21 protein-coding genes are annotated in these 24,570 nt (G+C 64.7%); 12 read left to right on the top strand and 9 right to left on the bottom strand.

The features are described 5' to 3' along the window. Positions 1 to 8: 8 nt before the first annotated feature. Complete coding sequence (locus ACEN8U_RS09805) at positions 9 to 1,541, bottom strand: carbohydrate porin (protein WP_310110933.1); 1,533 nt, start codon at positions 1,539 to 1,541, stop codon at positions 9 to 11. A gap of 275 nt (positions 1,542 to 1,816) precedes the next feature. Here ACEN8U_RS09805 and ACEN8U_RS09800 point away from each other — a divergent pair, with 275 nt between their 5' ends. The 9 genes from ACEN8U_RS09800 to hutC (ACEN8U_RS09760) all read left to right on the top strand — a co-directional run bounded on the left by ACEN8U_RS09800 (position 1,817) and on the right by hutC (ACEN8U_RS09760) (position 10,275). Next, positions 1,817 to 2,512, top strand: coding sequence for a hypothetical protein (locus ACEN8U_RS09800; protein WP_310110935.1), 696 nt, complete (start codon positions 1,817 to 1,819; stop codon positions 2,510 to 2,512). 56 nt (positions 2,513 to 2,568) lie between these two features. Further along, a complete protein-coding gene (locus tag ACEN8U_RS09795; RefSeq protein WP_310110937.1) occupies positions 2,569 to 3,405 on the top strand; it encodes an arylamine N-acetyltransferase in 837 nt (278 codons plus the stop codon). Positions 3,406 to 3,417: 12 nt separating this feature from the next. Beyond that, positions 3,418 to 4,098 carry an isoprenylcysteine carboxylmethyltransferase family protein gene (locus tag ACEN8U_RS09790; RefSeq protein ID WP_310110938.1) on the top strand — a complete coding sequence of 227 codons (681 nt, stop codon included), beginning with the start codon at positions 3,418 to 3,420 and terminating at the stop codon, positions 4,096 to 4,098. Positions 4,099 to 4,380: 282 nt separating this feature from the next. Beyond that, the gene (locus tag ACEN8U_RS09785) at positions 4,381 to 5,241 is read left to right on the top strand and encodes a transporter substrate-binding domain-containing protein (protein ID WP_310110940.1); all 861 of its coding nucleotides are present in this window, start codon (positions 4,381 to 4,383) and stop codon (positions 5,239 to 5,241) included. Between the two features lie 89 nt (positions 5,242 to 5,330). Beyond that, positions 5,331 to 6,053, top strand: coding sequence for an ABC transporter permease subunit (locus ACEN8U_RS09780; RefSeq protein ID WP_310110942.1), 723 nt, complete (start codon positions 5,331 to 5,333; stop codon positions 6,051 to 6,053). Between the two features lie 13 nt (positions 6,054 to 6,066). Continuing rightward, positions 6,067 to 6,822 (top strand): ABC transporter permease subunit, encoded by a 756-nt coding sequence (locus ACEN8U_RS09775; protein WP_310110943.1) that lies wholly within the window; start codon positions 6,067 to 6,069, stop codon positions 6,820 to 6,822. Between the two features lie 34 nt (positions 6,823 to 6,856). Then, positions 6,857 to 7,648 carry an ABC transporter ATP-binding protein gene (locus ACEN8U_RS09770; protein ID WP_013592029.1) on the top strand — a complete coding sequence of 264 codons (792 nt, stop codon included), beginning with the start codon at positions 6,857 to 6,859 and terminating at the stop codon, positions 7,646 to 7,648. A 54-nt stretch (positions 7,649 to 7,702) separates the two neighbouring features. Next, entirely contained in the window at positions 7,703 to 9,373 is a 1,671-nt protein-coding gene (locus tag ACEN8U_RS09765; RefSeq protein WP_310110944.1) for a histidine ammonia-lyase, read from the top strand. A 218-nt stretch (positions 9,374 to 9,591) separates the two neighbouring features. Then, complete coding sequence (gene hutC / locus ACEN8U_RS09760; protein WP_310111167.1) at positions 9,592 to 10,275, top strand: histidine utilization repressor; 684 nt, start codon at positions 9,592 to 9,594, stop codon at positions 10,273 to 10,275. 41 nt (positions 10,276 to 10,316) lie between these two features. Here the strand turns inward: hutC (ACEN8U_RS09760) and hutC (ACEN8U_RS09755) are convergent, their stop codons facing one another. From hutC (ACEN8U_RS09755) to ACEN8U_RS09735, 5 genes are all read right to left on the bottom strand, one after another. Then, positions 10,317 to 11,126 carry a histidine utilization repressor gene (hutC, locus tag ACEN8U_RS09755; protein ID WP_310110945.1) on the bottom strand — a complete coding sequence of 270 codons (810 nt, stop codon included), beginning with the start codon at positions 11,124 to 11,126 and terminating at the stop codon, positions 10,317 to 10,319. Positions 11,127 to 11,175: 49 nt separating this feature from the next. Beyond that, positions 11,176 to 12,039 (bottom strand): amino acid ABC transporter ATP-binding protein, encoded by an 864-nt coding sequence (locus tag ACEN8U_RS09750; protein WP_310110948.1) that lies wholly within the window; start codon positions 12,037 to 12,039, stop codon positions 11,176 to 11,178. Positions 12,040 to 12,056: 17 nt separating this feature from the next. Next, complete coding sequence (locus ACEN8U_RS09745) at positions 12,057 to 12,719, bottom strand: amino acid ABC transporter permease (RefSeq protein ID WP_310110951.1); 663 nt, start codon at positions 12,717 to 12,719, stop codon at positions 12,057 to 12,059. A 28-nt stretch (positions 12,720 to 12,747) separates the two neighbouring features. Beyond that, entirely contained in the window at positions 12,748 to 13,398 is a 651-nt protein-coding gene (locus ACEN8U_RS09740) for an amino acid ABC transporter permease (protein WP_013592035.1), read from the bottom strand. A 66-nt stretch (positions 13,399 to 13,464) separates the two neighbouring features. After that, the gene (locus ACEN8U_RS09735; protein WP_310110954.1) at positions 13,465 to 14,292 is read right to left on the bottom strand and encodes a transporter substrate-binding domain-containing protein; all 828 of its coding nucleotides are present in this window, start codon (positions 14,290 to 14,292) and stop codon (positions 13,465 to 13,467) included. Between the two features lie 248 nt (positions 14,293 to 14,540). Here ACEN8U_RS09735 and ACEN8U_RS09730 point away from each other — a divergent pair, with 248 nt between their 5' ends. Beyond that, positions 14,541 to 15,515, top strand: coding sequence for an isopenicillin N synthase family dioxygenase (locus ACEN8U_RS09730; protein ID WP_310110955.1), 975 nt, complete (start codon positions 14,541 to 14,543; stop codon positions 15,513 to 15,515). Between the two features lie 19 nt (positions 15,516 to 15,534). Then, complete coding sequence (locus tag ACEN8U_RS09725; protein ID WP_310110957.1) at positions 15,535 to 16,956, top strand: FAD-binding oxidoreductase; 1,422 nt, start codon at positions 15,535 to 15,537, stop codon at positions 16,954 to 16,956. A gap of 11 nt (positions 16,957 to 16,967) precedes the next feature. On the opposite strand, the gene ACEN8U_RS09720 is transcribed toward ACEN8U_RS09725, so the two are convergent. Further along, on the bottom strand, positions 16,968 to 20,378 hold the full coding sequence (locus ACEN8U_RS09720; protein ID WP_310110959.1) for an alpha/beta fold hydrolase: 3,411 nt from the start codon (positions 20,376 to 20,378) through the stop codon (positions 16,968 to 16,970). A 187-nt stretch (positions 20,379 to 20,565) separates the two neighbouring features. After that, positions 20,566 to 21,357 (bottom strand): hypothetical protein, encoded by a 792-nt coding sequence (locus tag ACEN8U_RS09715; RefSeq protein ID WP_310110964.1) that lies wholly within the window; start codon positions 21,355 to 21,357, stop codon positions 20,566 to 20,568. Positions 21,358 to 21,709: 352 nt separating this feature from the next. On the opposite strand from ACEN8U_RS09715, the gene ACEN8U_RS09710 reads away from it, so the two are divergent. Then, on the top strand, positions 21,710 to 23,647 hold the full coding sequence (locus ACEN8U_RS09710) for a hybrid sensor histidine kinase/response regulator (RefSeq protein WP_310110966.1): 1,938 nt from the start codon (positions 21,710 to 21,712) through the stop codon (positions 23,645 to 23,647). Between the two features lie 124 nt (positions 23,648 to 23,771). Here the strand turns inward: ACEN8U_RS09710 and ACEN8U_RS09705 are convergent, their stop codons facing one another. After that, a complete protein-coding gene (locus ACEN8U_RS09705) occupies positions 23,772 to 24,533 on the bottom strand; it encodes a response regulator transcription factor (RefSeq protein ID WP_310110968.1) in 762 nt (253 codons plus the stop codon). Between the last annotated feature and the right edge of the window lie 37 nt (positions 24,534 to 24,570).

The raw sequence follows: 24,570 nt of genomic DNA, 5'->3' as shown, positions 1-24,570 counted from the left end.
GAGCGGCATCAGAACGCGATATTCGTTCTTAGGCCGACCACGAACGTGTTGCGCAGCGGCTTCGTCGGATCGTTGGGATTTTGGCCGGCGCCCGCATTGAACGTGTATTGCGCGTCGGCTTGCAGCATCCACCAGGGAGCGATCTGATACTGGTACGTCGCCTCGAGCGCCGTTTCACTGGTGCGAACGCCGTACGGGCCGCCGCTCATTGCCAGGTTGTCCTGATCGATTCCGCGCGTGTGGCTGCCGACCTTGATATAGCTCAGCGCAAGACCGGCGCTGTCATTGTCGCGGCCGGCGAACGGCGCTTTCAGCACGACGCCGAGGTTGGCCGCGAGGCTCACCAGGTTGCGGTCGCCGGGCGCGCCCATCACGCGCGCGAATACGCCGAGGCTGCGTGCCTCGCCGGGGTTCGGGCGCCAGATCATCTGGTCGGCCACCGCGTAGAAGCTGTAGTCGCCGCGATGGTTCGCCGCCACGCCCGTAGAAGCGGGGCTCGCGAGCGACACACCGTTCCCGTCGTAGCGCGGATCTGCGAAGCGGCCGTTGTTGTACCAGACGCCGATCTTGTACGTGCCCGGCAGGCCAACCCGGGCCGGCCCTTGCGTCGCGCCTTCACCGCTGTCGACAGGTTGATTGATTGCATACTGCAGCTCGCCGATGAAAAGCGTGCCGTTATGCAGATTGAAGTTGGTGCCGCTGCGGTTGTTCGGATTGTTGCCGAGCGGATCGCCGTCGAACACGCCCGCGAGTGCCGTCAACGAAGGCGTGATCTGTCCGCGCACGCGCACGCCGAGCGCCGACAGCGGATACGCGGGGCCGCCCGACGGCATGTCGTACGAAGGCAGCGCGGGCCAGCCGAACATCGTGTTGAGGAAAAGCGCGGAGTAGGTGCTGGAGATGAACTCCTGATCGATACTCTGCTGACCGATCTTCACGTCGATGCGTTTGTTCAGGAACGACTGCTGATACCACAGCTCCCAAAGACGCGTCGCGTCGTCCGCTTCGATCCCGCTTGCGGTGTTCAACGTGCCCAGTTTGTCGCTGCTGAGATTGCGCCCATGAATCTGCAGGGCGCTGACGTTGAATTGGCCGCCCGGCAAGCCGAATGCCTTGTCCGTATCCAGTTGCACCGTCGCGGTGGTCAGGCCGTCGTATGCGACGCCGCGCGCAAGGCCGCCGCGCAGGCTGCCAAGCAGCTCGCTCGTTTCGGTCAGCGCGAATGTCACGCCATACTGGCCGAGCCATGGACGCAAACCGCCCATGTCGCCGAACAGCTGCTCGCGGCCCCACAAGCCCGCTTCACTCGCCGATGTCTTGTTCGCATCGACTTCGTTCGCCGGCTTGCCGTCGGCCGCGGAATCGGCGCCGGTCTGCGCCATGGCTGCGCCGCACAGCGAAGCCCATGCGAGCGCGGTATATAGCGCCGCGCGGCGCAGCGACAGCAGGCGCGCGTGCCGGGCGGTCCTGCCGCTCAGCGACGTGAGGCCGCGACCGGCAGGCAACGGCGCGACGCGTCGAATGGATCGGACGAGCTTCATGAAAAGCCTTTCAAGTTGTTATCGACTGCCCGGGCATTTCGCGCCGCTAAATGGCTGTTTAACGGGCGGCCAAGCGGATAGGCGGGGATGGGTTCGCGAGGAACTGCGGAATGCGCGTGATCGTACCCACGCGGCTTGTGGGCGTCAACGGAAGTTGACCAAGACCGCGCCCATCGCGTTGCAAGCTCACAAATTCGCGTTTTTGCGCGAACGCCTGGCGATACGGCTTGTCGAAATCGCACGAGTTTTAGCAGCCCCTTACAAGGAGTCACATCATGAAAAAGCGCGCCCTCCTCATTTCGTTGCTGGCCAGTGCCGGCACTGTTGCAGGGCTTTTTGCAAGCGGCGCCGCGAACGCACAGCTGAATCTCAAGCAGTTCGGCATTGGCGGCGGCGATAGTGCGGCAGAGGCGAGCGGCGCGGCGTCGCCCGGCGGACTGTCGCAACTGCTGCAAACCTACGTGGGCGCAAATCAGCAGGTGCTGAGCGGACAGTCGACGCTTGCCTCGGCGATGGGTCTGAGCAGCGCCGCCGGCCAGGCGCAGCAGGCGGCCGGCCTGCTCGCCGGTGGCGGCACGCCTTCCGTGAGTCAGTTGACACAGGTAGGCAGCACGCAGCAGTCGCTGTCGCAAACGTTGACGCAGGCCTTTGCGAGCCGCGCGGGCGGCGCCGCGCAAACGCCGGTGAACAGGCAGGCGTTCAGCGAGGGCCTCTCGTCGCTCGCCAAGGGAGTGAGCCAGTATTCGAGCATGCAGTCGGGGCTCGGCAGTATCGGGCAGATGAATCCTTCGTCGCTGCTGCAGGCCGGCATGAATCCGCAGACCATGCAAAGCGCGTCGTATATCGCGCAGTCGGCGCCGGGGCAGTTGCAGTCGCTCATGTCCACACTCAGTTCCGCGGTACAGTTTGCATCGAGCCACGGTATCAGCGTGCCGTCTATTGCGAAGTCGGCACTGGGCGGCGCACAGTAACGCAGTACCGTAGTAACGTAGTAAGACGGCGAAATTCATAACAATGGACCATTCCGATGTCACATACGTTAAATCTGGACAACTACTTCAGGCGCATTGGCTACACGGGACCGCGCGCGCCGACGCTCGAGGTGCTGCAGACCATTCATCGCCTGCACCCACGCGCCATTCCGTTTGAAAACCTGAGCCCGCTCGCGCGCCGGGCCGTGAAGCTCGACCTCGAATCCGTCGAAACAAAACTCGTCGACGATCGTCGCGGCGGCTACTGCTTCGAGCACAACACGCTGCTCGCCCACGTGCTCATGGAACTGGGCTTCCAGGTCACGCCGCTGCTCGGCCGCGTGCTGTGGGGCCGCGATCATAGCGCCGTCACGCCCCGCACGCACCTGGCCTTGCGTATTGATCTGGATAACGAAGCATGGATCGCCGACGTGGGTTTCGGCAGCGTCACGCTGACCTCGCCGCTGCGCCTGTCTCCCGGTCTTGCGCAACGCACGGATCTCGGCACTTTCCGGCTCGCGGACGCCTCGCACAACGCGGTTTACCTGGAAGTGCAGGGACGCGATGAAAGGTGGTCGCCTGTCTATCGTCTCGACTTGCAGCCGGTCGAATGGATCGATAACGAAACCTCGAACTGGTACACGTCCACGTCGCCGGATGTGATTTTCGCCAGCAATCTGATCGTGTGCCGCGTGTTGGCCGAGGCGCGGCTCACACTGCTCAACGACCAGTTGAGCGAACGCGCGGCGAATGGCAGCCTGCTTCGCGAAGCGCGCCTCGCCAACGCGGAGGAGCTAGCGGCCTGTCTGCGCGATCGCTTCGGTCTGGATACCGGCGACATCGACGTTGCGGAGATATTCAACCGCGTGCGCAGTCAGGCGGATCCGGCCTGACCTGCAACGGCCATGGTCGCGCGCCTCGTCGTGCAAACGGTGCTGTGGCTCGCGAGCATGGGCGTGCTGCTGTTCGGCGCGGCCGGCACGCTCGCGTGGCCGGCCGCCTGGTGGTATCTCATCGAGCTCGGCGCGCTGAGCCTGTGGACCGGCCTGTGGCTCGCGCGGCGCGATCCCGGCTTGCTCGCCGAGCGTCTCGCGCCGTTCGTGCAGAAGCAGCAAAGCCGTTGGGACCGGTTCTTCATGGCGGCCGTGGCATGCGTGTGGTGCGGCTGGCTCGTCGTCATGGGGCTCGATGCGATGCGCTTTCGCGCTTCCGCACCGCTGCCGGTGGCCCTCGTAAGCCTCGGCTCGCTTTGCGTGCTGGTGTCTATCGTCATGTGCCGCTTCGTGTTTGCGGCTAATAGCTATGCGGCACCGGTCGTCAAGATTCAGGCGAGCCGCGGCCATAAGGTGATCGACAGCGGTCCTTACGCCTACGTGCGTCATCCGATGTATTCGGCGGCGCTGCTGTTCTTCGTCGGGACGCCTTTGCTGCTGGGTTCGCGGTGGGGCCTCGCGTTCGTTCCGGCCATGGCCCTCGGGCTCGGCTGGCGCGCGGTGCGCGAAGAGCGGCTGCTCGCCGAACAGCTCGACGGCTATACCGGTTACATGGCGCGTGTGCGCTATCGCTTCATTCCTCTCATCTGGTAGACGCGCCGGGACGCCTGCACCCGGGCGGCGCATGCGTGAACCTGTCTAGACAAAATGCACCGTGCCGAAGCATCGCGGCGGCGTACGCCGCGCTTCGCCAGCGTTCGGAAACCACCCTGAAAGCCTTGTCCCTCCGCGATCTCTAGGGGCTTACCCGATGATTGGCGCAATTTTGCACGAATCCGCTTGCGACGGCTTTTTGACTCATGCAGACTTGTCTATACAAATTAAGCGGCGGTTAAACATTCGGCTCGACGGTTTCCTCAATCAAGGAGTTTCGACGTGAAAGTGAAACGCACCACGGCAGCAAAAGCATTGATCGGCGCCATGCTGGGCGCGGCGGCAATCCTCGCAGCGCCGGCGCAAGCCAAGGAATGGAAGACGGTGACCATCGCGCTGGAAGGCGGCTATGCACCGTGGAACCTGACCGTGCCCGGCGGCAAGCTCGGCGGCTTTGAACCCGAACTGGTCGCGAATCTGTGCGAGCGCATCAAGCTGCAATGCAATCTGGTCGCGCAAGACTGGGACGGCATGATCCCGGGGCTGCAAGCCGGCAAGTTCGACGTGCTGATGGACGCCATCTCGATCACGCCGGAGCGCGAGAAGATCATCGCGTTCTCGAAGCCGTATGCCGCCACGCCGGCCACGTTTGCCGTCGCCGACGCGAAAGTGCTGCCGAAAGCCGCACCCGGCGCCGCCGTCGTCAAGCTCTCCGGCGACCCGAAAGCCGATCAGCCGACTGTCGACGCGCTGCGCAAGCAGCTGAAGGGCAAGACCATCGGCATTCAGTCCGGCACCGTCTATACGAAGTTCATCAACGACGGCTTCAAGGACATCGCCACCATCCGCGTCTACAAGACTTCGCCGGAGCGCGACCTCGATCTGGCGAACGGCCGCATCGACGCGTCGTTCGACGACGTGACGTACTACGCAGCGAACGTCGACAAGAAGGAAACCTCGTCGATCATCATGGCCGGTCCGAAGATCGGTGGCCCGATCTGGGGCCCGGGCGAAGGCCTCGCATTCCGCAAACAGGACGCCGATCTGAAGGCGAAATTCGACACCGCGATCAGCGCGGCGCTCGCCGACGGCACCGTCAAGAAGCTGTCCGCCAAGTGGTTCAAGACCGACGTCACGCCCTGATTTTCGCGGCGTTGGAGTCACGCTGCACGTGCGGACGCGAGCTTGCGCGTGCAGCTGTTTCATCGGCCGTCATGAATGAGAGGTAGGCAATGGCTCTGATACAGATGCTCGGCTTCGGGCCGGAAGGCTGGGGCGGCGTGTTGCTGCTCGCGGCGTTGATCACCGTCGCGCTCACGCTCGCCGCGCTCGCGGTCGGCGCGGTGTTCGGCGCGCTGGTCGCGGCGGCCAAACTGTCGCGCCTGCGCGCGTTGCGGGTGGTCGGCGACATCTACACGACGGTGTTTCGCGGCGTGCCCGAACTGCTCGTCATCTACCTGTTCTACTTCGGCGGCTCGACACTCGTCACCACGGTCGGCCAGTGGTTCGGCGCCGAGGGCTTTGTCGGTGTGCCGCCGTTCGTCATCGGGGCGCTCGCCGTGGGCATGATTTCCGGCGCGTATCAGGCCGAGGTGTATCGCTCGGCGGTGCTCGCGGTGTCGCGCGGCGAACTGGAAGCGGCCCGTTCCATCGGCATGCCGACCCTCACGATGGCGCGCCGCATCCTGATTCCGCAAGTGCTGCGCTTCGCGTTGCCGGGCATCGGCAATGTCTGGCAGCTGAGCCTGAAAGATTCCGCGCTGATCTCGGTCACGGGTCTGGCGGAGTTGCTGCGCACGAGCCAGGTGGCGGCGGGCTCCACGCATCAATACTTTACGTTCTTCGTGGTGGGCGGCGCGCTGTATCTGCTGATGACGAGCATCTCGAACCGGGTCTTCAACCACGCCGAGGCGCGCGTGGGCCGGTCTTTCAAGCGCAACTTCGCGCGCAACTGACGGCGACGGCATCATGAATTTCGACTTCGACTTTCTGCTCGACACGGTGAAGCAACTGCTCGCCGCCGTGCCGACCACGCTTGGGCTTTTCTTCTGCTCGCTGATTCTCGGCGGACTGTTGTCGCTCGTCATCGTCACGATGCGGGTGTCGCCGCACTGGCTGCCGAATCGCTTCGCACGCGCTTATATCCTCGTGTTTCGCGGCTCGCCGCTGCTGATCCAGATGTTCCTCGTGTACTACGGCATGGGCCAGTTCGGCGTGATTCGCGAGAGCTTCCTCTGGCCGGTGCTGCGCGAACCGTACCTGTGCGCGGTGTTGTCGCTTGCGCTGTGCACGGCCGGCTACACCGCGGAAATCATTCGCGGCGGTTTGATGGCCGTGCCTGTCGGGCAGATCGAGGCAGGCTATTCGATCGGCCTCTCGGGCTTCGCGCTGCTGCGCCGCGTGATCGGCCCCATTGCGCTGCGCCAGTGCTTGCCGGCGTATTCGACGGAAGCGGTGCTGCTCGTCAAATCCACCGCGCTCGCGAGTCTCGTCACCGTGTGGGAAGTGACCGGCGTCGCGCAGCAGATCATTCAGCAAACCTATCGCACGACGGAGGTGTTCATCTGCGCCGCGCTGATCTATCTGTTCCTGAACTTCGTGATCGTGCGCGCGCTCGGCCTGCTGGAGACGCGCCTGTCGCGGCATCTGCGCGCGGCGCCGCGGCCGGCCGCGCCAAGCCGCCCGGTGTCCGCCACCACTGAAGCACGCCGTGCCGCGCCCTGAGCGCCGGCCATTCCGGATGAACCTGGAGAATTCCATGAACGCTACGGCACCCGTTGCACTGTCGGTCAAGAACATTCACAAATCGTTCGGCGATCATCACGTGCTCAAAGGCATTTCGCTCGATGCGCATCAAGGCGACGTGATTTCGATTCTCGGCGCGAGCGGCTCGGGGAAGAGCACCTTTCTGCGCTGCCTGAATCTGCTCGAAACGCCCGACGACGGTTCCGTCGCGCTCGCCGGCGAAGAACTGAAAATGAAGCGCCGCAGCGACGGCAAGCTGCAACCGAGCGACCGCCGCCAGGTGGACCGCGTGCGCTCGCAACTCGGCATGGTGTTTCAGAACTTCAATCTCTGGTCGCATATGACCGTGCTCGAAAATCTGATCGAAGGGCCGATGCGCGTGCTCAAGCGTAGCCGCGCGGAGTCCGTGGAAGAAGCCGAGGCGCTGCTCGCCAAAGTCGGTCTCGCGGAAAAACGCGGCCACTATCCGGCGCATCTGTCGGGCGGCCAGCAGCAGCGCGTGGCGATTGCCCGTGCGCTCGCCATGCATCCCAAGGTCATGCTGTTCGACGAACCGACTTCCGCGCTCGATCCCGAACTGGTCGGCGAGGTCTTGCGCGTGATGCGCTCGCTTGCCGAGGAAGGCCGCACGATGCTGGTGGTGACGCATGAAATGGGTTTCGCGCGTCACGTATCGAATCGCGTGATGTTCCTGCATCAGGGGCAGGTGGAGGCGGACGGCTCGCCCGACGAGGTATTCGTCGAGTGCAAGTCGGAGCGCTTCCGGCAATTCGTGTCGAGTCATCACGACCGCACGACGAACTGAGCGGCGCCTTTTCCCGCACAGCGTTTAACACCCCTAATCGTGTAGAGCACCATCATGGCCGTGATCCGTTCCGATCGTCCTCTCGACTGGGCACAGGTGGCGGCGGTCGCCGCTGGCGAGCCGCTCGAGCTTTCCGCCGACGCCCGCGCGCGCATCGCGGCGGCGCGTGTGCTCGTCGAACAGATCGTCGAGCGCGGCATTCGCGCGTATGGCGTGAATACCGGCGTGGGCGCGTTGTGCGATGTGATCGTGTCGCCGGCCGAGCAGCGCACGCTTTCGCGCAACATTCTGATGAGTCACGCGGTCGGCGTGGGTGCGCCGCTCGGCGTCGCGGAGACGCGCGCGATCATGGCCGCGGCGGTCAACAATTTTGCGCATGGTCACTCGGGCGTTCGTCTCGACGTCGCGGATCAGCTCGTCGCCTTGCTCAATGCCGACTGTCTGCCGGAAGTGCCGGCGTTCGGTTCGGTCGGTTATCTGAGCCATATGGCGCATATCGCGCTCGTGTGCATCGGCGAGGGCTATGTGCGCTTTCGCGGCGAACGGCTGAAGGGCCGCGACGCCTTGCGACTGCTCGGCCGCGAGCCGCTCGTGCTGGAGGCGAAAGAGGGCTTGAGCCTCATCAACGGAACGCCGTGCGTGACGGGCCTCGCGGCGCTGGCGCTCGCGCGTGCGGTGCGCCTCTTCGACTGGACCGACGTGGTCGCGGCCATGAGCTTCGAGAATCTGCGCGGCCAGCTTGCCGCATTCGACGCGGACTCGCTTGCCTTGCGCGTTTCGCCGGGGCTCAACCTGGTGGGCGAGCGCATGCGCTCGGCGCTCGCCGACAGCGGCATTCTTGCCGCGGTGGTCGGCCAGCGCACGCAAGATCCGCTTTCCATGCGCACCATCCCTCATGTGCACGGCGCTGCGCGCGACGTGCTCGCCGCCACCGCCGACGTGGTCAATCGCGAGCTCGCATCGATTACCGACAATCCGATCGTCGCCGGCACGCCCGAGGAGCCGCGCGTGTATTCGCAGGCGCATGCGGTGGGCGCGTCCATTGCGCTGGCGATGGACAGCCTCGCCACCGCCATCGCGCAGGTCGCCGCGATGGCCGAGCGCAGGCTCGACCGTCTCGTCAATCCGCTGGTGAGCGGCTTGCCCGCGTTTCTCGCGGAACCGGGCGGCACCTGCTCCGGCTTCATGATCGCGCAATACACGGCGGCTTCGCTCGTTGCGCAGAACCGGCGTCTCGCATTGCCCGCGAGTCTCGACGGCGGCATCACGTCCGGCTTGCAGGAAGACCATTTGTGTCACGCGACGCCCGCCGCGCTCAAGGCGCTGGAGATCGTCGACAACGCGGGACGCATCGTGGCGATCGAGCTGCTGGCCGCGGCGCAAGCGTACGATCTGCAAGCCACCGATGCGCCGCGCGCGCCGCATACGCATGCCTTGTGGCAACGCGTCCGCCAGAAAGTGCCGACCTATCGCGACGACCGTCCTCTCGCCGAGGACATGAGTGTCGCGTTCGGCATGATCGCGGGCGAGGCGCCGCCGCCGCTGCCTACTACGGGTAAGATGGGGCCGCCTGACGTCATTCCCCATGCTGCTCCTGACGCCACGACGAACAGCGGCGCAGAGTTCGTTGCGGGCGCATCCATCGCCGGCGTGAGCGCTGCCGAGGCGTTCCCGGCAGCGGCGAACAGCGCAAATAGTACGATCAGCGCGGCGCACGCGGCTTGATTCGAATGGAGCCGGTGCGCGGACTATCCGTCGGCGAGCCGGGACTTCAGCGGGTGGACGAGCGGCACGACGGCTACGACACCCAACCCACCCACGAGGTCGGAGTGAACACAATTACAGAGACTCACGAAGAGGGGCACAACCCGGCGCAGCCAGATGGCGAGCACAGCGCGGGCGCGACTCGGCGCGCCGCCTGCAAGGAGGCGCCCGCGAAAGCCATGCCCGCGTACGAGCAGATCAAGCGCTACGTGATCCGCCGCATCAGCGAAGGCGACTGGAAGCCGGGCGGGCTGATTCCCTCTGAAGCCGAACTGGTGAAAGAATTTGGCGTCGCGCGCATGACGGTGTCGCGCGCGCTGCGCGAGCTGACTGCCGAACGCGTGCTCACGCGCGTGCAAGGTTCAGGAACATTCGTCGCGCCGCAGCGCTACGAATCGACGGTGCTGGAAATCCGCAATATCGCCGACGAAATTGCCGCGCGCGGCCATCGTCATTCGGCGCGCGTGTTGATGCTCGAACCGAGCGACGATCCGCGCGCACTCGAAGCGCTCGGCCTCCCGAGCGGCCCGGCGTTTCATTCGTGCATTGTCCACAGCGAGGAGGGCGAGCCGATCCAGTACGAGGATCGCTACGTCAATCCGAAGGTGTTTCCCGACTATCTACAACAGGACTTCACGGTCGAAACGCCGAATCACTACATGGTTCGCCTCGCGCCGATTCAGCGCGCGGAATTCCGCATCTATGCGCAAAAGCCGGACGCGTACGTGCGGCGTCATCTGTTGATGGAGATCGGCGAGCCGTGTCTGTTGCTCTGGCGTCGCACGTGGGTGGGCGCCGATGTCGCGACGTCGGTGCAGTTGTGGCATCCGGCGTCGCGTTTTCATCTGGCGGGCAATGTCTAGCGGGCCGGCGGGGCGGCGGTCTCGCTGTTCGCTACGCGGCGTCAGCCCTGCCGTTGCGACAGATCCGGCGAAAAGCGGCAACCTAGCCGGTAACGCGAACCGGGATGCACAAACCGCGCGAACGTCACCGCAATGCCGCTCGTCCACGTGCGGCGCACGAGCGTGAGGCACGGTTCGTCCGCGCGAATGTCGAGCAGCTCGGCTTCGGCCTGAGAGGGCAGGTGTGCGTCGACAATATGTTCGACGTCGTGCGCGGGCACTGTTTCATACAGATATTCCGACGGCCGGATCGCCGAGAAATCCTGCCGCAGGAACTCGGGCGCGACGGCCGGATTCACGTAGCGATCCTCCAGCTGCACCGGCAAGCCGTTTTCGCGGTGCACGCAAATCACATGAAAGACCGAGGCGCCGGGCGCAAGCCCTAACGCATTCGACACCACGGCGGACGCGGTCTCGCGCTGCAGCAGCACGGTGCGGTAGCTGTATTCGTGGCCGCGCGAACGGATTTCGTCGCCGATATGCGCGATCATCAGAAGCGTGGATTGCGGCCTTGCCTGCGCGACGAAGGTGCCGACGCCCGATACTCGCGTGACAAGCCCTTCGTGTGAGAGCTCGCGCAGCGCGCGGTTCACCGTCATGCGCGACACGCCGAGCGTGGCGACCAGATCGAGTTCGGAAGGCAGGCGATCGCCCGCCTGACGCGCGCCGGATTCGATGATGCCGCGAATGTGATCCTTGACCTGCTCGTAGCGCGCAGCCGGCGCCTGCGCCACGGCGCGCACGCTTTTAGCCGCGGCGGCTCGCGGCCTTTGGCCGGCAGGGTGGCTTTTGCTGCGAAGCATGGCGGACATCGGCGGCCCCTTTTCACGGTTCGTGCGGAGTGCGAAGCGTAAGGCGCGCTCAGGGCGCCTCGTCGTCGGGGCCGCGCGCCCAGAAAGCATTGCGGTCGAAGTAGTTCTGCAGGAACTGCCGCAAGCGCGGCTGCCCAGCGTCGTGAAAGACTTCGCGCGGTTTGCCTTGCACGGCAATGCGTCCTTCGTCGATGAATACGACCTTGTCGGCCACCTGCGCGGCAAAACCCATTTCGTGCGTGACGACGGCCATGGTCATGCCGTCGCGCGCGAGTTGCTTCATCACTTGCAGTACTTCGCCGACGAGCTCGGGATCGAGCGCGGACGTCGGTTCGTCGAACAACATGATGTGCGGCTCCATGGCGAGCGCGCGCGCAATCGCCACGCGCTGCTGCTGGCCGCCCGAGAGGTTCGCCGGATACGCGTCGCCCTTATGCGACAGGCCCACGGTTTCCAGCATCGCGTTGGCACGGCGGCGCGCTTCGTCGTGCGAAAGATGCCGCACGCGCAGCAGCGCTTCCATCACGTTGCCCAGCGCCGTCATGTGCGGCCACAGGTTGAATTGCTGAAACACCATGCCGACGTTGCGCCGCACCCGGTTGATGTCCGCCTGCGACGCCCGCACGCGGCGGCCGTTGCGCTCGCTGTAGCCGAGCAGTTCGCCTTCGATGCGCACGTCGCCGTGATCGTAGGTTTCGAGCGCGGCGAGGCAGCGCAGCAAGGTGCTCTTGCCCGAGCCCGAAGGGCCGATGATGCACACGACCTCGGAGCGCGCAATCTGCAGATCGACGCCGCGCAGCACCTCCACATCGCCGAAACGCTTGCGCAGATCGCGGACCTCGATCAACGGCGCGCCGCCCTCGCCGTCGGCAACGGTGGACGCGGAAGAGGGCATGTCGGCAATGGCATTCATGATGTGGTCCGATTCCTTTAAGCCATGAAACGGGCGATGCGCGCTTCGGCCCACATGCCCGCGCGCGAAGTGAGTTCGACGAGCGCGAGATAGCACACGCACAGCATCAGCAGCGTTTCGACGAAAGCGAAGGTCGCCGAGCCGATGCCGGTCAGCACGAAGGTCAGCTCAGGCACGGTGACGATCGAGAGCACCGCGGTCTCCTTGCTCAACACGATGATCAGATTCGTGAGCGCGGGCACGATCAGCACGAGCATTTGCGGCATCTGAATGCGCAGCACCGCTTGCATGCGCGTCAGGCCGAGGCACGACGCCGCTTCCAGATGACCGGGCGGCACCGACTGAAATCCCGAGCGAAAAGCTTCCGCGAAATAGGCGCTGCCATACAGGCCGAGTCCGAGCACGCCGGCTGTCATCGGCTCGAGTGTGAGGCCGACCGACGGACCGCCGTAGTAAAGCAGGAAGAGCTGCACGAGAAACGGCGTGCCGCGAAAGAGCTCGATATAGAAGCGCAACAGGCCGCGCACCCAGCGTCCGCAAAAAAGCTGCAGCACGGCAATGACGAAGCCGATCAGCATGCCGATGGCGACACCCGCGGCCCAGGTGCCGAGCGTTGTCGCGAGCCCGGCTGCAATCGGCTGAAGATTGTGCGTGATGACGGTGGGGTCGAACTGTTGCATCGCGGGGCTCCGGTCGATCAGGCGCGCTTCAGGCGTGCTTCAGGCGGTATTCGGCGGCATGCGCGATCAGCGCGAGCGCGCCGCAGATCACGAAGTAGATCAGGCCGGCGGCGAGATACGCTTCGAGCGGTCGATACGTGCTGGCTGCAATGTTCTGCGCAGTGCGCGTCAACTCCGCGACGCCCACCACCGAAATCAGCGACGAAGCCTTGATCAGCAACACCATTTCATTGACGAGCGACGGCAACGTCAGGCGAAACGCCTGCGGCACGAGAATGCGCCGCAGCGTGTCGAACGGCGAGAGGCCCAGCATGCGCGCGGCTTCGATATGACCCGGCGGAATGCTGAGAAAACCGCCGCGCAGAATTTCGGCGATATACGACGCGGAGCACAAGGACACCGCGCTGACCGCCGCGACAAGCGGAGAGACGTTGATGCCCGCAAACGGCAGCAGGTAGTACACGAGCAGCAGTTGCACGAGCATCGGCACGCCGCGAAAGAAGAACACATACGCGCCGCCGAACCGGCGCGCCGCGCGATTGCCCGACAGCCGTGCAGCACACACGCCTACCGCGACGAAGAAGCCGATAAAAAGGCCGGTCAGCGACACGCCGATCGTGGCGAGCGCCGCGTGCAACAGCAGCGGCATGCCCTGCAGGAAGACGGTCGTGCTGAACATGAGCGTCGCCCTCGCTGATGTGCTGTCAGAAGCGTCAATAAGGGCTCGACGTGGCGGTCGAGCGCGTCAATAGTTCGGCGTGGGCAGGGTGGTGGGCGCGTCCATCGCGACGCCGAACCATTTCTTCTGCAACGCGGCGAGGCGCCCGTCGTTGTGCATCTTCACGAGCGCCGCATTGAAGGCGTCGGCGAGCGGCTTGCTGTCCGCGTCCTTGCGCATGCAGTACGCGAAGTAGACCTTGGCGCCGAACGGCGGCTGCACCACAGCAAAGGTTTCGGGCCGCTGCTTGACCACATAGGCGATGTTGGTCATCGAGTTCGCAACGGCGGCGATGCGGCCGGCGGCGAGGTCGGCGTATGCCTGATTGTTGTCGACGTATTCGCGGATTTCAGGCGGCTTCGGCAAGGTGGCCACATACGCCTTCAGCTGGTCGAGCTGCGCGGAGCCCTTGCCTGCGCCCACGGTCTTGCCCGCAATGTCCGACGATTGCTTGAGCGACGAGTCGTTCGCGCGTTTAAGGAGCGCGTCTGTCGCGTCCGCGATGGGCAGCGTATACGTGTAGCGCTCCATGCGCGCCTTCGTGACGGTAAGCGGACCGCCCACCATATCGAACTTGCCTGCTTCGAGCCCCGGCAGCACGCTCGGCCACGGCAGGTCGATGAAGCGCACCTTCACGCCGAGTTCCTTGCCGACTTCGGCGAACAGATCCTTGTTGAAGCCCGCCTGCTGGCCGTTTTCAAGGAAGTCGAAAGGCGCGAACTGCATTTCCGTGCCGACCACCAGTTCGCCGGCCTTCTTCACTTTGGCGAGCTGGTCTTCCGCATGGGCGCCGACACTTGCGGCGCACAACGCCAGCATGACCAAACGACACTTCCAGCCTGCAAGGATGCTCATGAGATTCTCCAGTTGGCAAAGCGAGGTCGCACACGTGAAGCGCGGGCGGCAAAGCGGCGGCTCGGCGCGAGTCATGCGAGGCAGTATATACCGCAGATCTGCCGCGAAATAAATAAACGCACGAGTAGAGAAAAGCCCTTACATTCGTGCGTCGCATGTTCACTTGCGAGTGCGCTTTTGGCGGTATATACCACTGCAATGACCTGGCGCTCCCGCCCACCCGTCGGACTCTCTTACGGAGTATTGCGATGCCTGTGACCCGTATCCCGCTCATCGACTTTGCCGGCGTCCGCGCGGGCGATCCACAGGCGCTGCACGACGTGGCACGGCAGATTCGCGAGGCGTGCACGACCATCGGGTTTTTCTACATCGTCAATCATGGCGTGCCGCAGTCAATCCTCGACGCCGCCGCGCAAGCCGCGCGGACATTCTTCGCGTTTCCGGTGGAAACCAAGCGCCGCGCGGCGGTCAATCACCGGCATCGCGGTTTCAATGCACTTGGCGACGCCACCATGTATCAGGCCAAACGGCCCGATTACAAGGAGTTTTTCAGCATCGGACTCGAATTGCCGGAGGACGATCCGGACGTGCTCGCCGGGCAAGCGCTGCGCGGGCCGAATAACTGGCCGGATTTCATGCCGCAGCTGCGTCCCGCGTTGTACGGCTACTATGAAGCAGTGGGTGCATGCGGCGCCGATCTGCTGCGCGCGGTCGCGGTGAGTCTCGGGGTCGACGAGCATTTTTTCGCGTCGCGTTATACGAAGCGGATGCAGCGAACGCAAATGGTCTACTATCCGCCGCAACCGCCCCAGTCCCACGAGGATCAGTTCGGCGTCGCGCCGCATACCGATTACGGCTGCATCACGTTGCTGTGGCAGGATCAGATGGGCGGTTTGCAGGTGCGCGAAATCGCCAACGATACATGGGTCGATGCGCCGCCCGTGGAGGGCAGTTTCGTCGTGAACGTCGGCGACCTGCTCGCGCGCTGGACCAACGACCGCTTTCGCTCGACGCTGCATCGCGTGATCAATGCGTCAGGGCGCGAGCGCTATTCGATTGCGACGTTCTACGATCCGACCTATGGCGCCATGGTCGACCCGCGCGATCTCGGCGCGAGTGCTGACAGCGTGAAGTATGAGCCGGTGGCGGCCGGCGACTATATTCTTGGGCGCATCAACGATTCGATGGGTTATCGAAAGAAGCACACCGCGCAAACCACCTGAACCCAGCAAGGAAGATCGGATGACGCTCCACAACGACGCGACCGCACAACCCTGTACGGCGCCGCTATCGGCCACGCTCGACGCGCTGCGCGATGCTCTCGGCGACAATGCCGTGCGCGTCGGCGAGCAGATCGGCGAACGCGCGATGACCGACTGGACGCGCCACGCGCCCACGCGCCCCGCAGCCGTGCTGCTGCCGCGCACGACGGACGAAGTCGCGCGTGCGCTCGCCATTTGCCACGCGGCCTATCAGCCGGTGGTGCCGCAAGGCGGCATGACGGGACTCGCAGGCGGCGCGATTGCGCGCGCCACGGACATCGCGTTGTCACTGGAACGCTTGAGCGGTGTCGAGGAAATCGACTCCGCTTCGGCCACGCTCACGGTGCGCGCCGGCACCACGTTACAAACCGCGCAGGAAGCCGCTGCAGAAGCCGGCTTCGAACTCGCGCTCGACCTGGGCGCGCGCGGCTCGTGCCAGATCGGCGGCAATCTCGCGACCAATGCAGGCGGCAATCGGGTGATCCAGTCGGGCACCGCGCGCGACCAGGTGCTCGGGCTCGAAGTCGTGCTCGCCAATGGCGAGGTGCTGAGCTCGCTCGGCAAGATGGTGAAGAACAACACCGGCTACGACCTGAAGCACTGGTTCATCGGTTCGGAAGGCACGCTTGGCGTCATCACGCGCGCGGTGTTGCGGCTTCATCCGCAGCGCGCCGCGCGTCATACGGCGCTTGTCGCGCTCGACGGCTACGATGCCGCAGTGAGCCTGCTGCGGCGTTTGTCGACGCGCTTCGGCAACGACATCGGCGCATTCGAAATCATGTGGCCGGACTTCTACGATTTCGGCGTGAAGCTGACGGGTGCGCGCTCGCCGTTCGACGGCGCGCATTCGCTTTACGCGCTGATCGAACACGCGAGCTTCGATGCGAGCGACAGCGGCGAACGCTTTGCCGCGGCGCTCACCGACGCGCTCGACGAAGGCGCGATGCGCGACGCGGTGATCGCGCAATCGGTGGCGGACGCACGCGCGTTATGGGCGATCCGCGAATGCACGGCCGAGTTTCCGGTGCGACTGGATCCGATCAACTTCGACGTGAGTCTGCCGATTGGCGCGATCGGTGCTTTCGTCGAGCGTTGCCGCGCGGCGCTCGATGCGCGCTGGCCCGGCAACGAATCGTATTTCTTCGGTCATATCGGCGATTCGAATCTGCATGTCACCGTGGATGGCCACTCGATTCCCGGCGTCGATCATCATGCGGTGTACGCGTTCGTCTATGACATGCTCGGGCCGTTGCACGGGTCCGTGTCGGCGGAACATGGCATTGGTTTGCTCAAGCGCGAATTCCTGCCGATCTCGCGCTCGTCCGCCGAACTGGCCGCGATGGCCGCCATCAGGCATGCGCTCGATCCGCGCGGCATCCTCAACCCGGGCAAGCTCTTCTGAAGAGCGCGAGTTCAATGCGCGTTCAGATAGCGCGCGATAGTCGGATAGACATCGACCGCCGCATTCTTGCCGAAGATGCAGTCGATATGTCCATAACCGGGAATCAGATAGCGCTCGTAAGGTTGCTCGGGAAAGGCGTCGACGAGCATTTGATAGGTGAGCGCGGTGCTCTTCGGCACATAGGTTTCGTTGCGGTCGCCGTGAATGAAGCCAATGGGAATGCGCATGCCGGCAAGGCCTTTCATGCCGCGCGCTCCGCGCAGATAGACATCGTTTCCGTCGGCGTCGACGACGTTGCCCGCACGCACCATCGCGGCCAGATGCCTGAACACGCCGACGTCATGCACACCGAGCAGTTCCTGCAGGTTCGAATGCAGCGTTTCGCTCACCTGAGCATGCTCGTAGAGCAGCCCGTACATGAACGTCGCGCGATGACAGATCGGATTGCCGCAGCCCTCGTCGTGGTCGACAGGGTAGAGCCGCAGCGCCTCGTCGAAGAGATTGTGCGGCCACTTTTCGTCCTGCGTGTAAGCGTTGAGGTCGGTCACGCCGAGGTGCTGCATGATGTCGGGAATGTGCAGGCCCGCCTTGATCCGGCCGAGCGTGGGCGGCACCGGATGCACGGCGACCTGCGAGATCACCGCCGAGCGCACGCCTTCGAGTCCCGCCATCAACGACATGCTCAACGCGAGGCCGCCCATGCAATGGCCGAGCGCCTGGATAGCGGCGGCGCCGGTCACTTCGCGAATCTTCGCGACGGCCGCGGGAATGTCCTCGAGCGCGACTTTATCGACGTTGGTCGGTACCAGCACGCTAGGCATTTCGATGCTCACGCGCAGATCGACGAGCCAGACGTCATAGCCCGCGGCGCACAGATATTCGACAAGGTTGGTGTCGATCAGGTCGGTCGAATAGATGCGGCTCGACACGCCCGAGCCGTGAATCAGCAGCACGGGGCGTGCGTTCTTGCGCGCAGGATCGACATAGCGCGTAAGCCGCAAACGCGTGCCGTCGGGCGTGTCGAAGAAGAACACCTGCGGCGCCGGTGCACGCAAGGCTCGCTTCAGGCGCGGCTTGGCGTCGGGATCGTAGTACTGCAAAGGCGCGGCGATGCCGCCGTACTCGCTGAACAGCACGCCCGCAAAGAACTTGCCGAATTTGAGCGTCCATTCGAGACGCGTTGCCAGATCCGGCGCATTCGTGACTTCCAGCGTGCGCTGCTGCTTCAGGAAATTTTCCGGCGTGATGATCAGCGTCGCACTGCCGAGCGGCGCCGCGTCGGCGTGTGGCGTGTCGAAAACGCGCGCATAAAGCGTATTGGTTTGCTCCCACAGTTCGAGCGGCGACGTGCGCGTGATGATCTTCTGACCGCTCAGATAGTAGGTTTTCCCTTCCGCTGAGTTGAGCGTCATCCGGTAGTTCATGTTGCGCTCGTCGACATCCTGAGGGTCGGCCACGAACAGATTGAAGGTGCCGTCGGCGATCGTCATCGGCTGCGCGGAGAGGGCGGGGCAGGTGAGTGTGCCGGCAGTCCGCGCCAGATGGTTCGGATCACTGAGCATATCGGCGAGGTCGTCGGACTCGACGGTCAGCGTGAACGCCATCGGGCTTGCCGCGTCCTTGCTTGCGCCGGTCGGCGTGTAATGCCCGACCATTGTTTCGGTGAAGCGCAAGCCGATTTTTTGCGCGGGCGGCGCGGCGGCGGTGCCCTTCGAGTCGTAGTCGATCGTCCAGCCTCGCGACGCGGCGAGCAGCGCGCAATTGCGCTCGGCGAGGGCCGAGATCGTCCACAGCGGATTGACGCCGAGCGACATCGGCATGACCGCGCCGTCCATCACGTACAGGCCGTCGTGCACAGCCGTGCCGGCCATGCCGCTGAAAACGCGGCCCATATGATCAACCACGCCGTGTTCGGCGTCTTCGCCCATCGGGCAGCCGCCGAGCGGATGCACGGTCACGGTGCGGTTGCCGAAGATGTCGTTGGAAATGGGATCGCGCAGGTATTTGCCGCCGAGCGGCACCGTCGCATTCTTCAGCGTCTCTTCAACCGTTTCGTAGATCGGCTGCTTGCCGGCGTTCTCCCATGCGATGCGTGGCCGTCCTTTGTCGTTGACGCTGATCTGACCGCTTTCGTCGTCGTGCGCCATCACGAGGTAGCTTTGCGTGTGATTGAGCGCGCCGCGGTACGGACCGTGCAGGAAGCTTTCGACGACGCGGGCGTCGTAGGCGAGCTGCCGGTCCGCCGTGCGCGGTCCCGACACGTCCACGCCGGCGAGCGGCGCAGCGGCGCCCAGCATGCCCACGAGCGCGGCGCCGACCGGCCCGGCGAGCGACCCTTCTTCGATCACGAAGCCGTCTTTGACGTCGGCGGTATTGCGATGATCGATCAGCCCCGTGATGGTCGGCCCCACCGGCGGGATATCGCCCTCCACATGCGCGCCCCAGCCGACGCCGTTGATGGTGTCCTCGGTGTTGTACGCGAACGCGAGCACGTCGCCGTTGCCGGTGAAGCGCTGGCCGAGCATGCCCGACACGCTCAGGCCTTCATTGCGCGAACGCAGCAGCAAGGCGGTCGAGCCGATCGTCCCCGCGGATACGATCACGATGTCCGCGCTCACGAACAGGTCCGGCGCGTCGTAGCTCTCGCGGCCAAGGCGCACGAGCTGATAGCCGACTTGCCACGTTTGGGTAGCGGCATTGCGCGTCACCGAATGCACCGCGGCGCCCGTGAAAATCTGCGCGCCGTGCACAACGGCGTCGGGCAGATAGTTCATGTGCGTCGAATTCTTTGCGTCGTAGTTGCAGCCCGAGTTGCAGTCGCCGCATCCGGTGCAGGCTTTCTGCGCGACGCCGGCCGCGTTCGTGCGATCCTCGAAAGTGACGGTGATGGGCGGCGTGCTGAAGCGCTCCGCCATGCCGAGCGCCTCGGCGGATTGTGCGAGCGCGAGCAGCTTGGGCAATTCGCGGAATCGGGCCGGGACGGGCGAGGGTTGCAACATGTCCCATGCGCGCTGATAACCGGTGTCGCGTCCGGCCTCGTCCGCACGTAGCGCAGCGGGCCAGCGCGCGTCGTCCCACAGGCGCGGATCCAGCTTCAACGCGACGTTCGCGTTGATCAGCGAAGTGCCGCCGAGGCCGCAGCCGACCACCGCGTTGACGTCGTCGTTCACATGCACTTCGAGCAGCGCGAGCGGCGAGCCGATCTGCGCGGCGGGCGTGTTGTACTGGATCTGCTCGGCGCCCTGAAACGGGGTGCGCGGGTATTCGCCCGCCATGAACTCGCGCCCGCGCTCCAGCACGCAGACGCTGCGGCCCGCGCGGGCCATGCGGCTCGCCGCAATGGCGCCGCCATAACCGGAACCGATCACGACCACTTCATAGTGCGATTTCATCGCCGTCACGGCGCTCGATAAGCGGTTCATACGCGACCACCTCGTCAGGAATCGATGCAGGGAAGGGACCGGGCGTCGGAAGTAAGACGGCGCGCTGCCGCGGCTTTTTTATCCTAGCCGGTGGGCGGGAACAAAAAAAGGCGCGTCGACAGAATGCGCTGCCGCGTTGAGCGGCTTTTCGCGCTTTTATCGCTGGGCAGGGTCGTTTTGCGCGTTCTTACGCGGCCGCTTCATTCATTTCGCTATCGGTCGACTCGGCGGCGAGCAGATTCAGCGCGAGCAGAATGGCGCTGCGATTGTCGATGTCGATGTCGATGCCGAGCACGTCCGTGAGCCAGCGGCCGATCTTGGTATTGGAAAAATCCTCGGCGGTGGCCGTCTTTTTCATGGTGACGCCGAGTTTGACGGCGCGATAGTGATACGAGGGCACCCGATGCTGAGCCGCAACCGCCGACAGTCCGCCTTTGCCTTCCGAGCACCAGCCGAGACTGCCGGCCAGCACGATGCGTTCGGGCTCGTCGAGATTTTCGATAAATGCGCGCGCCGCGCGCCGCACCCGCTGTTCGTCGAGTCCGTATTGCAGCAGCACGCTTTGCACGGGGTCTTCCAATGCCTGGGCATGCAGATCGATTTCCTGCGCCATGCCGTCGGTTTCCATCGACACGTTGCGTTGATGCCCGGCGCTGCGCAGGCAGTCGATCAGATAACGGCGAAAGTACGCGCACAGTGCGTAGCCATTGGACGGCGCGCTGTCGGCGCATGCATGCGTTTCCGTGTGGCCGGGGGCGAGCCGCAGCACCTTGGAATAAATGAACTGCGCGACCAGTTCTTCCTTGTCTTCGCCGAGCGCCTGCAATTCGAGCGGATGGTAAGTGCGCAAGGCCCGTCTGACGAGTTCGACCATCGACACCATTTCGTCGGCCGACAGCTGCGTGCGGCGGCGCCACAGATCGGGCAGGATCGCGTCGTCGAGATTGCGGACGAACTCGTGGCTCGGAACTGCGCCCATGAAAGCCTCCATTCGGGTAAGGCGACGGTAGCGTGGGAAGCGCGGCGAGCCGGACTGCTGGCGAAGAGTGGAAGCTGAAGACGTGGTGGCCGCGCTGTTCGTGAAGGCAGTATGTTCGCGGGCGTGGGCTTCGCCTATATGGATTAAGTGTTAGCTGATGGGTAAACTGCCGGGTAAACCATCCGGCATAAGGCCTGTCATTCGTCTGATGAGAACGGCGGCTGCCGCGCGCGGCCGCATTGCAATAAAACCGTGCAAGCTCTTGCGCACTACGCCGGGCCGCGCTTTGCGCGAGCGCCCGGGTCCCGCGCCCCATCACCGAATTTGCCGTGCCCGACAAGGAGACCGCGCGATGCGGGCTGACCCGATCCAGCATGCAATCGACGAAGACCTGGTGCGCGTGCTGTACGCACAAGACCCGATCGCGTTCTTTTCGCACTGGTTTTCGATTGCGGTGCTGGTGGCCATTTACTGGCCCGCCATTCCGTCGCCGCCGCTCTTCATTGCCTGCTTCGGCTTCTATGCCGCCGCCAATTGCGCGGGTCTCGCGCTATGGATCTGCAACCGGCGCTATCCGCATCTGCTGTCGCCGCGCGGCTGGATCAATCTGCACGCGCTGCGCGGCGTGCTGCTGTACAGCGCGCCCGGCCTCGCGATCTGGTTTGCGTTCCAGAGCCCGCAAAGCGATTTGCCGCTGCTGCATACGGTGATGCTCGTCACGCTCGCAGCGGGCGTGTTCATGTCGAATGGCTTCGACCTCCTGAATTTCGCCACGGCGATTCCCTTTCTGCTGTTTCCGTCGATCGTGCTGCATTTCGGTGTACATACGTTCGACCGCACGATTCTTGCCATTGTGCTGGCATTCTTTTTCTGCGCGATCAACGTCTACGCGCTCAGCTACCGCAAGCTGTTCCAGCAGGTCGTGCAGGCGCGCGTCGATCAGCAGTACCTCGCGGAATCGCTCGCGGTCCAAAAGCATGTCGCGGAAGAGGCGAGTCTCGCGAAAACGCGCTTTTTTGCGGCGGCAAGCCATGATTTGCGCCAGCCGTTGCATGCGATCGGCCTCCTGGCCGCCTCGCTCAACGAGCCGGCCGCCACACCCGCGCAGCATGCGAAAACGGCCGAACACATCGTCTATAACGTCGAGGCGTTGAATCAGCTCTTCAACCAGGTGCTCGATCTCGCGCGGCTCGAAAGCGGCGTCACGCAGGTGATCCGTTTGGATTTCCGGCTCTCGGAGCTGTTCGAGCGCGTCGGCAGCCAGTATCGTCCGCAGGCGGCGGCGAAGGGGCTGGCGCTGCGCATCGCCCCGACGTCGATGGTGGTGCACGACGATCCCGTGCTGCTCGAGCGCGTGCTGAGCAATCTACTGTCGAACGCGGTGCGCTATACGGAGGAAGGCGCGATCTGGCTCGGCTTCCGGCGCGCCGGACGAAGCACGGGCGGCTATATCGAGGTGCGCGATTCGGGCATCGGCATACCGCCTGAGGAGCACGAGCGTATTTTCGAAGAGTTCTATCAGGTCGCGAACCCGCAGCGCGATGCGCGCCAGGGGCACGGCCTCGGCCTGCCGACGGTGAAGCGCCTCGTCGGCCTGCTCGGCGGCGAACTGCAGTTGCGCTCGGCGCCCGGGCGAGGCTCCGTGTTCCGCTTTCCGGTGCGGGCCGGCGAGGCGAGCGGCGTCGTCGCGAGCCTGAACGAAACGGTGGCGGGCGCTCCGGTGGCGCAAGGGCGGCGCGTGCTGTGCATCGACGACGAACCGTCGATTCTCGAAGGTCTGTCGAGCCTGCTCGGCCGCTGGGGCTGCACGGTGCGCGGCGCGCGCGACGAAACCGCCGCGCTGGCTGCGCTCGACGACGGTTTCCTGCCCGACGCCGTGCTCTGCGATTACCAGCTGGCCAATCACCGCACCGGCGCGCAGGCGCTGACGGCGGTGCGCAACAAGCTCGCGCGCTCCGGCCACGAGGGCGTCGTGACGCTGCTGATTACGGGCGATATGGCGTCGGCGGAACTGGCGGCGCTCGCGTTGCAAGGCATTCCGGTGCTGCACAAGCCGGTCACCGCGGCGCGCTTGCGGCGCACGCTCGACATGCTGTGGCAGCAGGCCGAGCGGGACAAGACACGGGTGGCTTCGGCGCCCGAAAGCTCCGTCGCCCAGATGGCGGACGCAGCCGGCGCAGCAGGCCGCATGGAAAAAGACGCTTCCCGCGACGTGGCCGGCGCGCCGTCTTTCGCGGCGCAACGGGAAGCGCGGCATGGCCAGGAAAGCGCGTCGCAACGGGAGGCGTAGGCGCGGGTGCGGGGTTAGGCGGTGGCCTTTCCGCCCAGGCAGCACCGCAGCCTGCGCAAGAGGCAGCGCAAGAGGCAGCGCAAGACGCAGCACCCCAGGCAGTCAACTGCACATTGCCCAGCCGCTAAAGCGTTTTACCTGCTTCGAGCCAGCCGTTGACTACCGCGATGGCCGTCGACCGGTTGTGCACGCCGAGCGCCCGAAAAATCACGGACAGATGCACCTTGACCGTGCCCTCGGCCACGCCGAGTTCGCGCGCGATCATTTTGTTGGTCCAGCCGCGATGCACGAGCCGCATGATGTCCTGCTGACGCGGCGACAGGTTTTCCAGCAGATGCTGCTGATGCGGCTGCAACGCCTGCAGCTGCGCGACGGGTTCGGCGAGCGTGACGGTGCCGGCGCCTGCGCTGCCTGTCGCGGCCTGCTGGGGCGAGCCGGCGCCGGTCTGCCCGGCGCCGGCGTCGGCGGATTGGGCCTCGCGCGAGCCCAGCAGGCTCAACGCTTCCATCGGCACATAGGCTCCGCCCGACAGCACGAGTTCGATCGCCTTCAGCATCACGCTGGCGGGCTGGCGCTTCGGCACGAAGCCGAGGGCGCCCGCCGCCAGCACCGCCCGCATCTCGTCCGGCGACTCCTCGGCGGACAGGACGACCACCGGCAGCGCGGGATTGGCCTTCAGCAGTATTTCCAGCGACGACGCGCCGCTCATGCCCGGCATATGCAGATCGACGATCGCGAGATCGTGATCGGCGTCGGGCCGCGCGGCCGCGGCCAGGGTTTCCCAGCTGTCGGCTTCGTCGAATTGGGCGTCGGCGTCGAGGCCGCGGAGCATGCCCTTGACGCCTTGCCGGATCAGTTCATGGTCGTCCGCCACAAGAAACTTCATGATGTCTCCACGAGTCGAGCTTGCGTGTTGTGGACTA

Origin of the sequence: Paraburkholderia phenoliruptrix (assembly GCF_047325075.1) — a bacterium.
GTDB lineage: Bacteria > Pseudomonadota > Gammaproteobacteria > Burkholderiales > Burkholderiaceae > Paraburkholderia > Paraburkholderia phenoliruptrix.
Note: the sequence above shows the minus strand (reverse complement) of the source record. Positions and strands in the feature narration are given on the sequence as shown.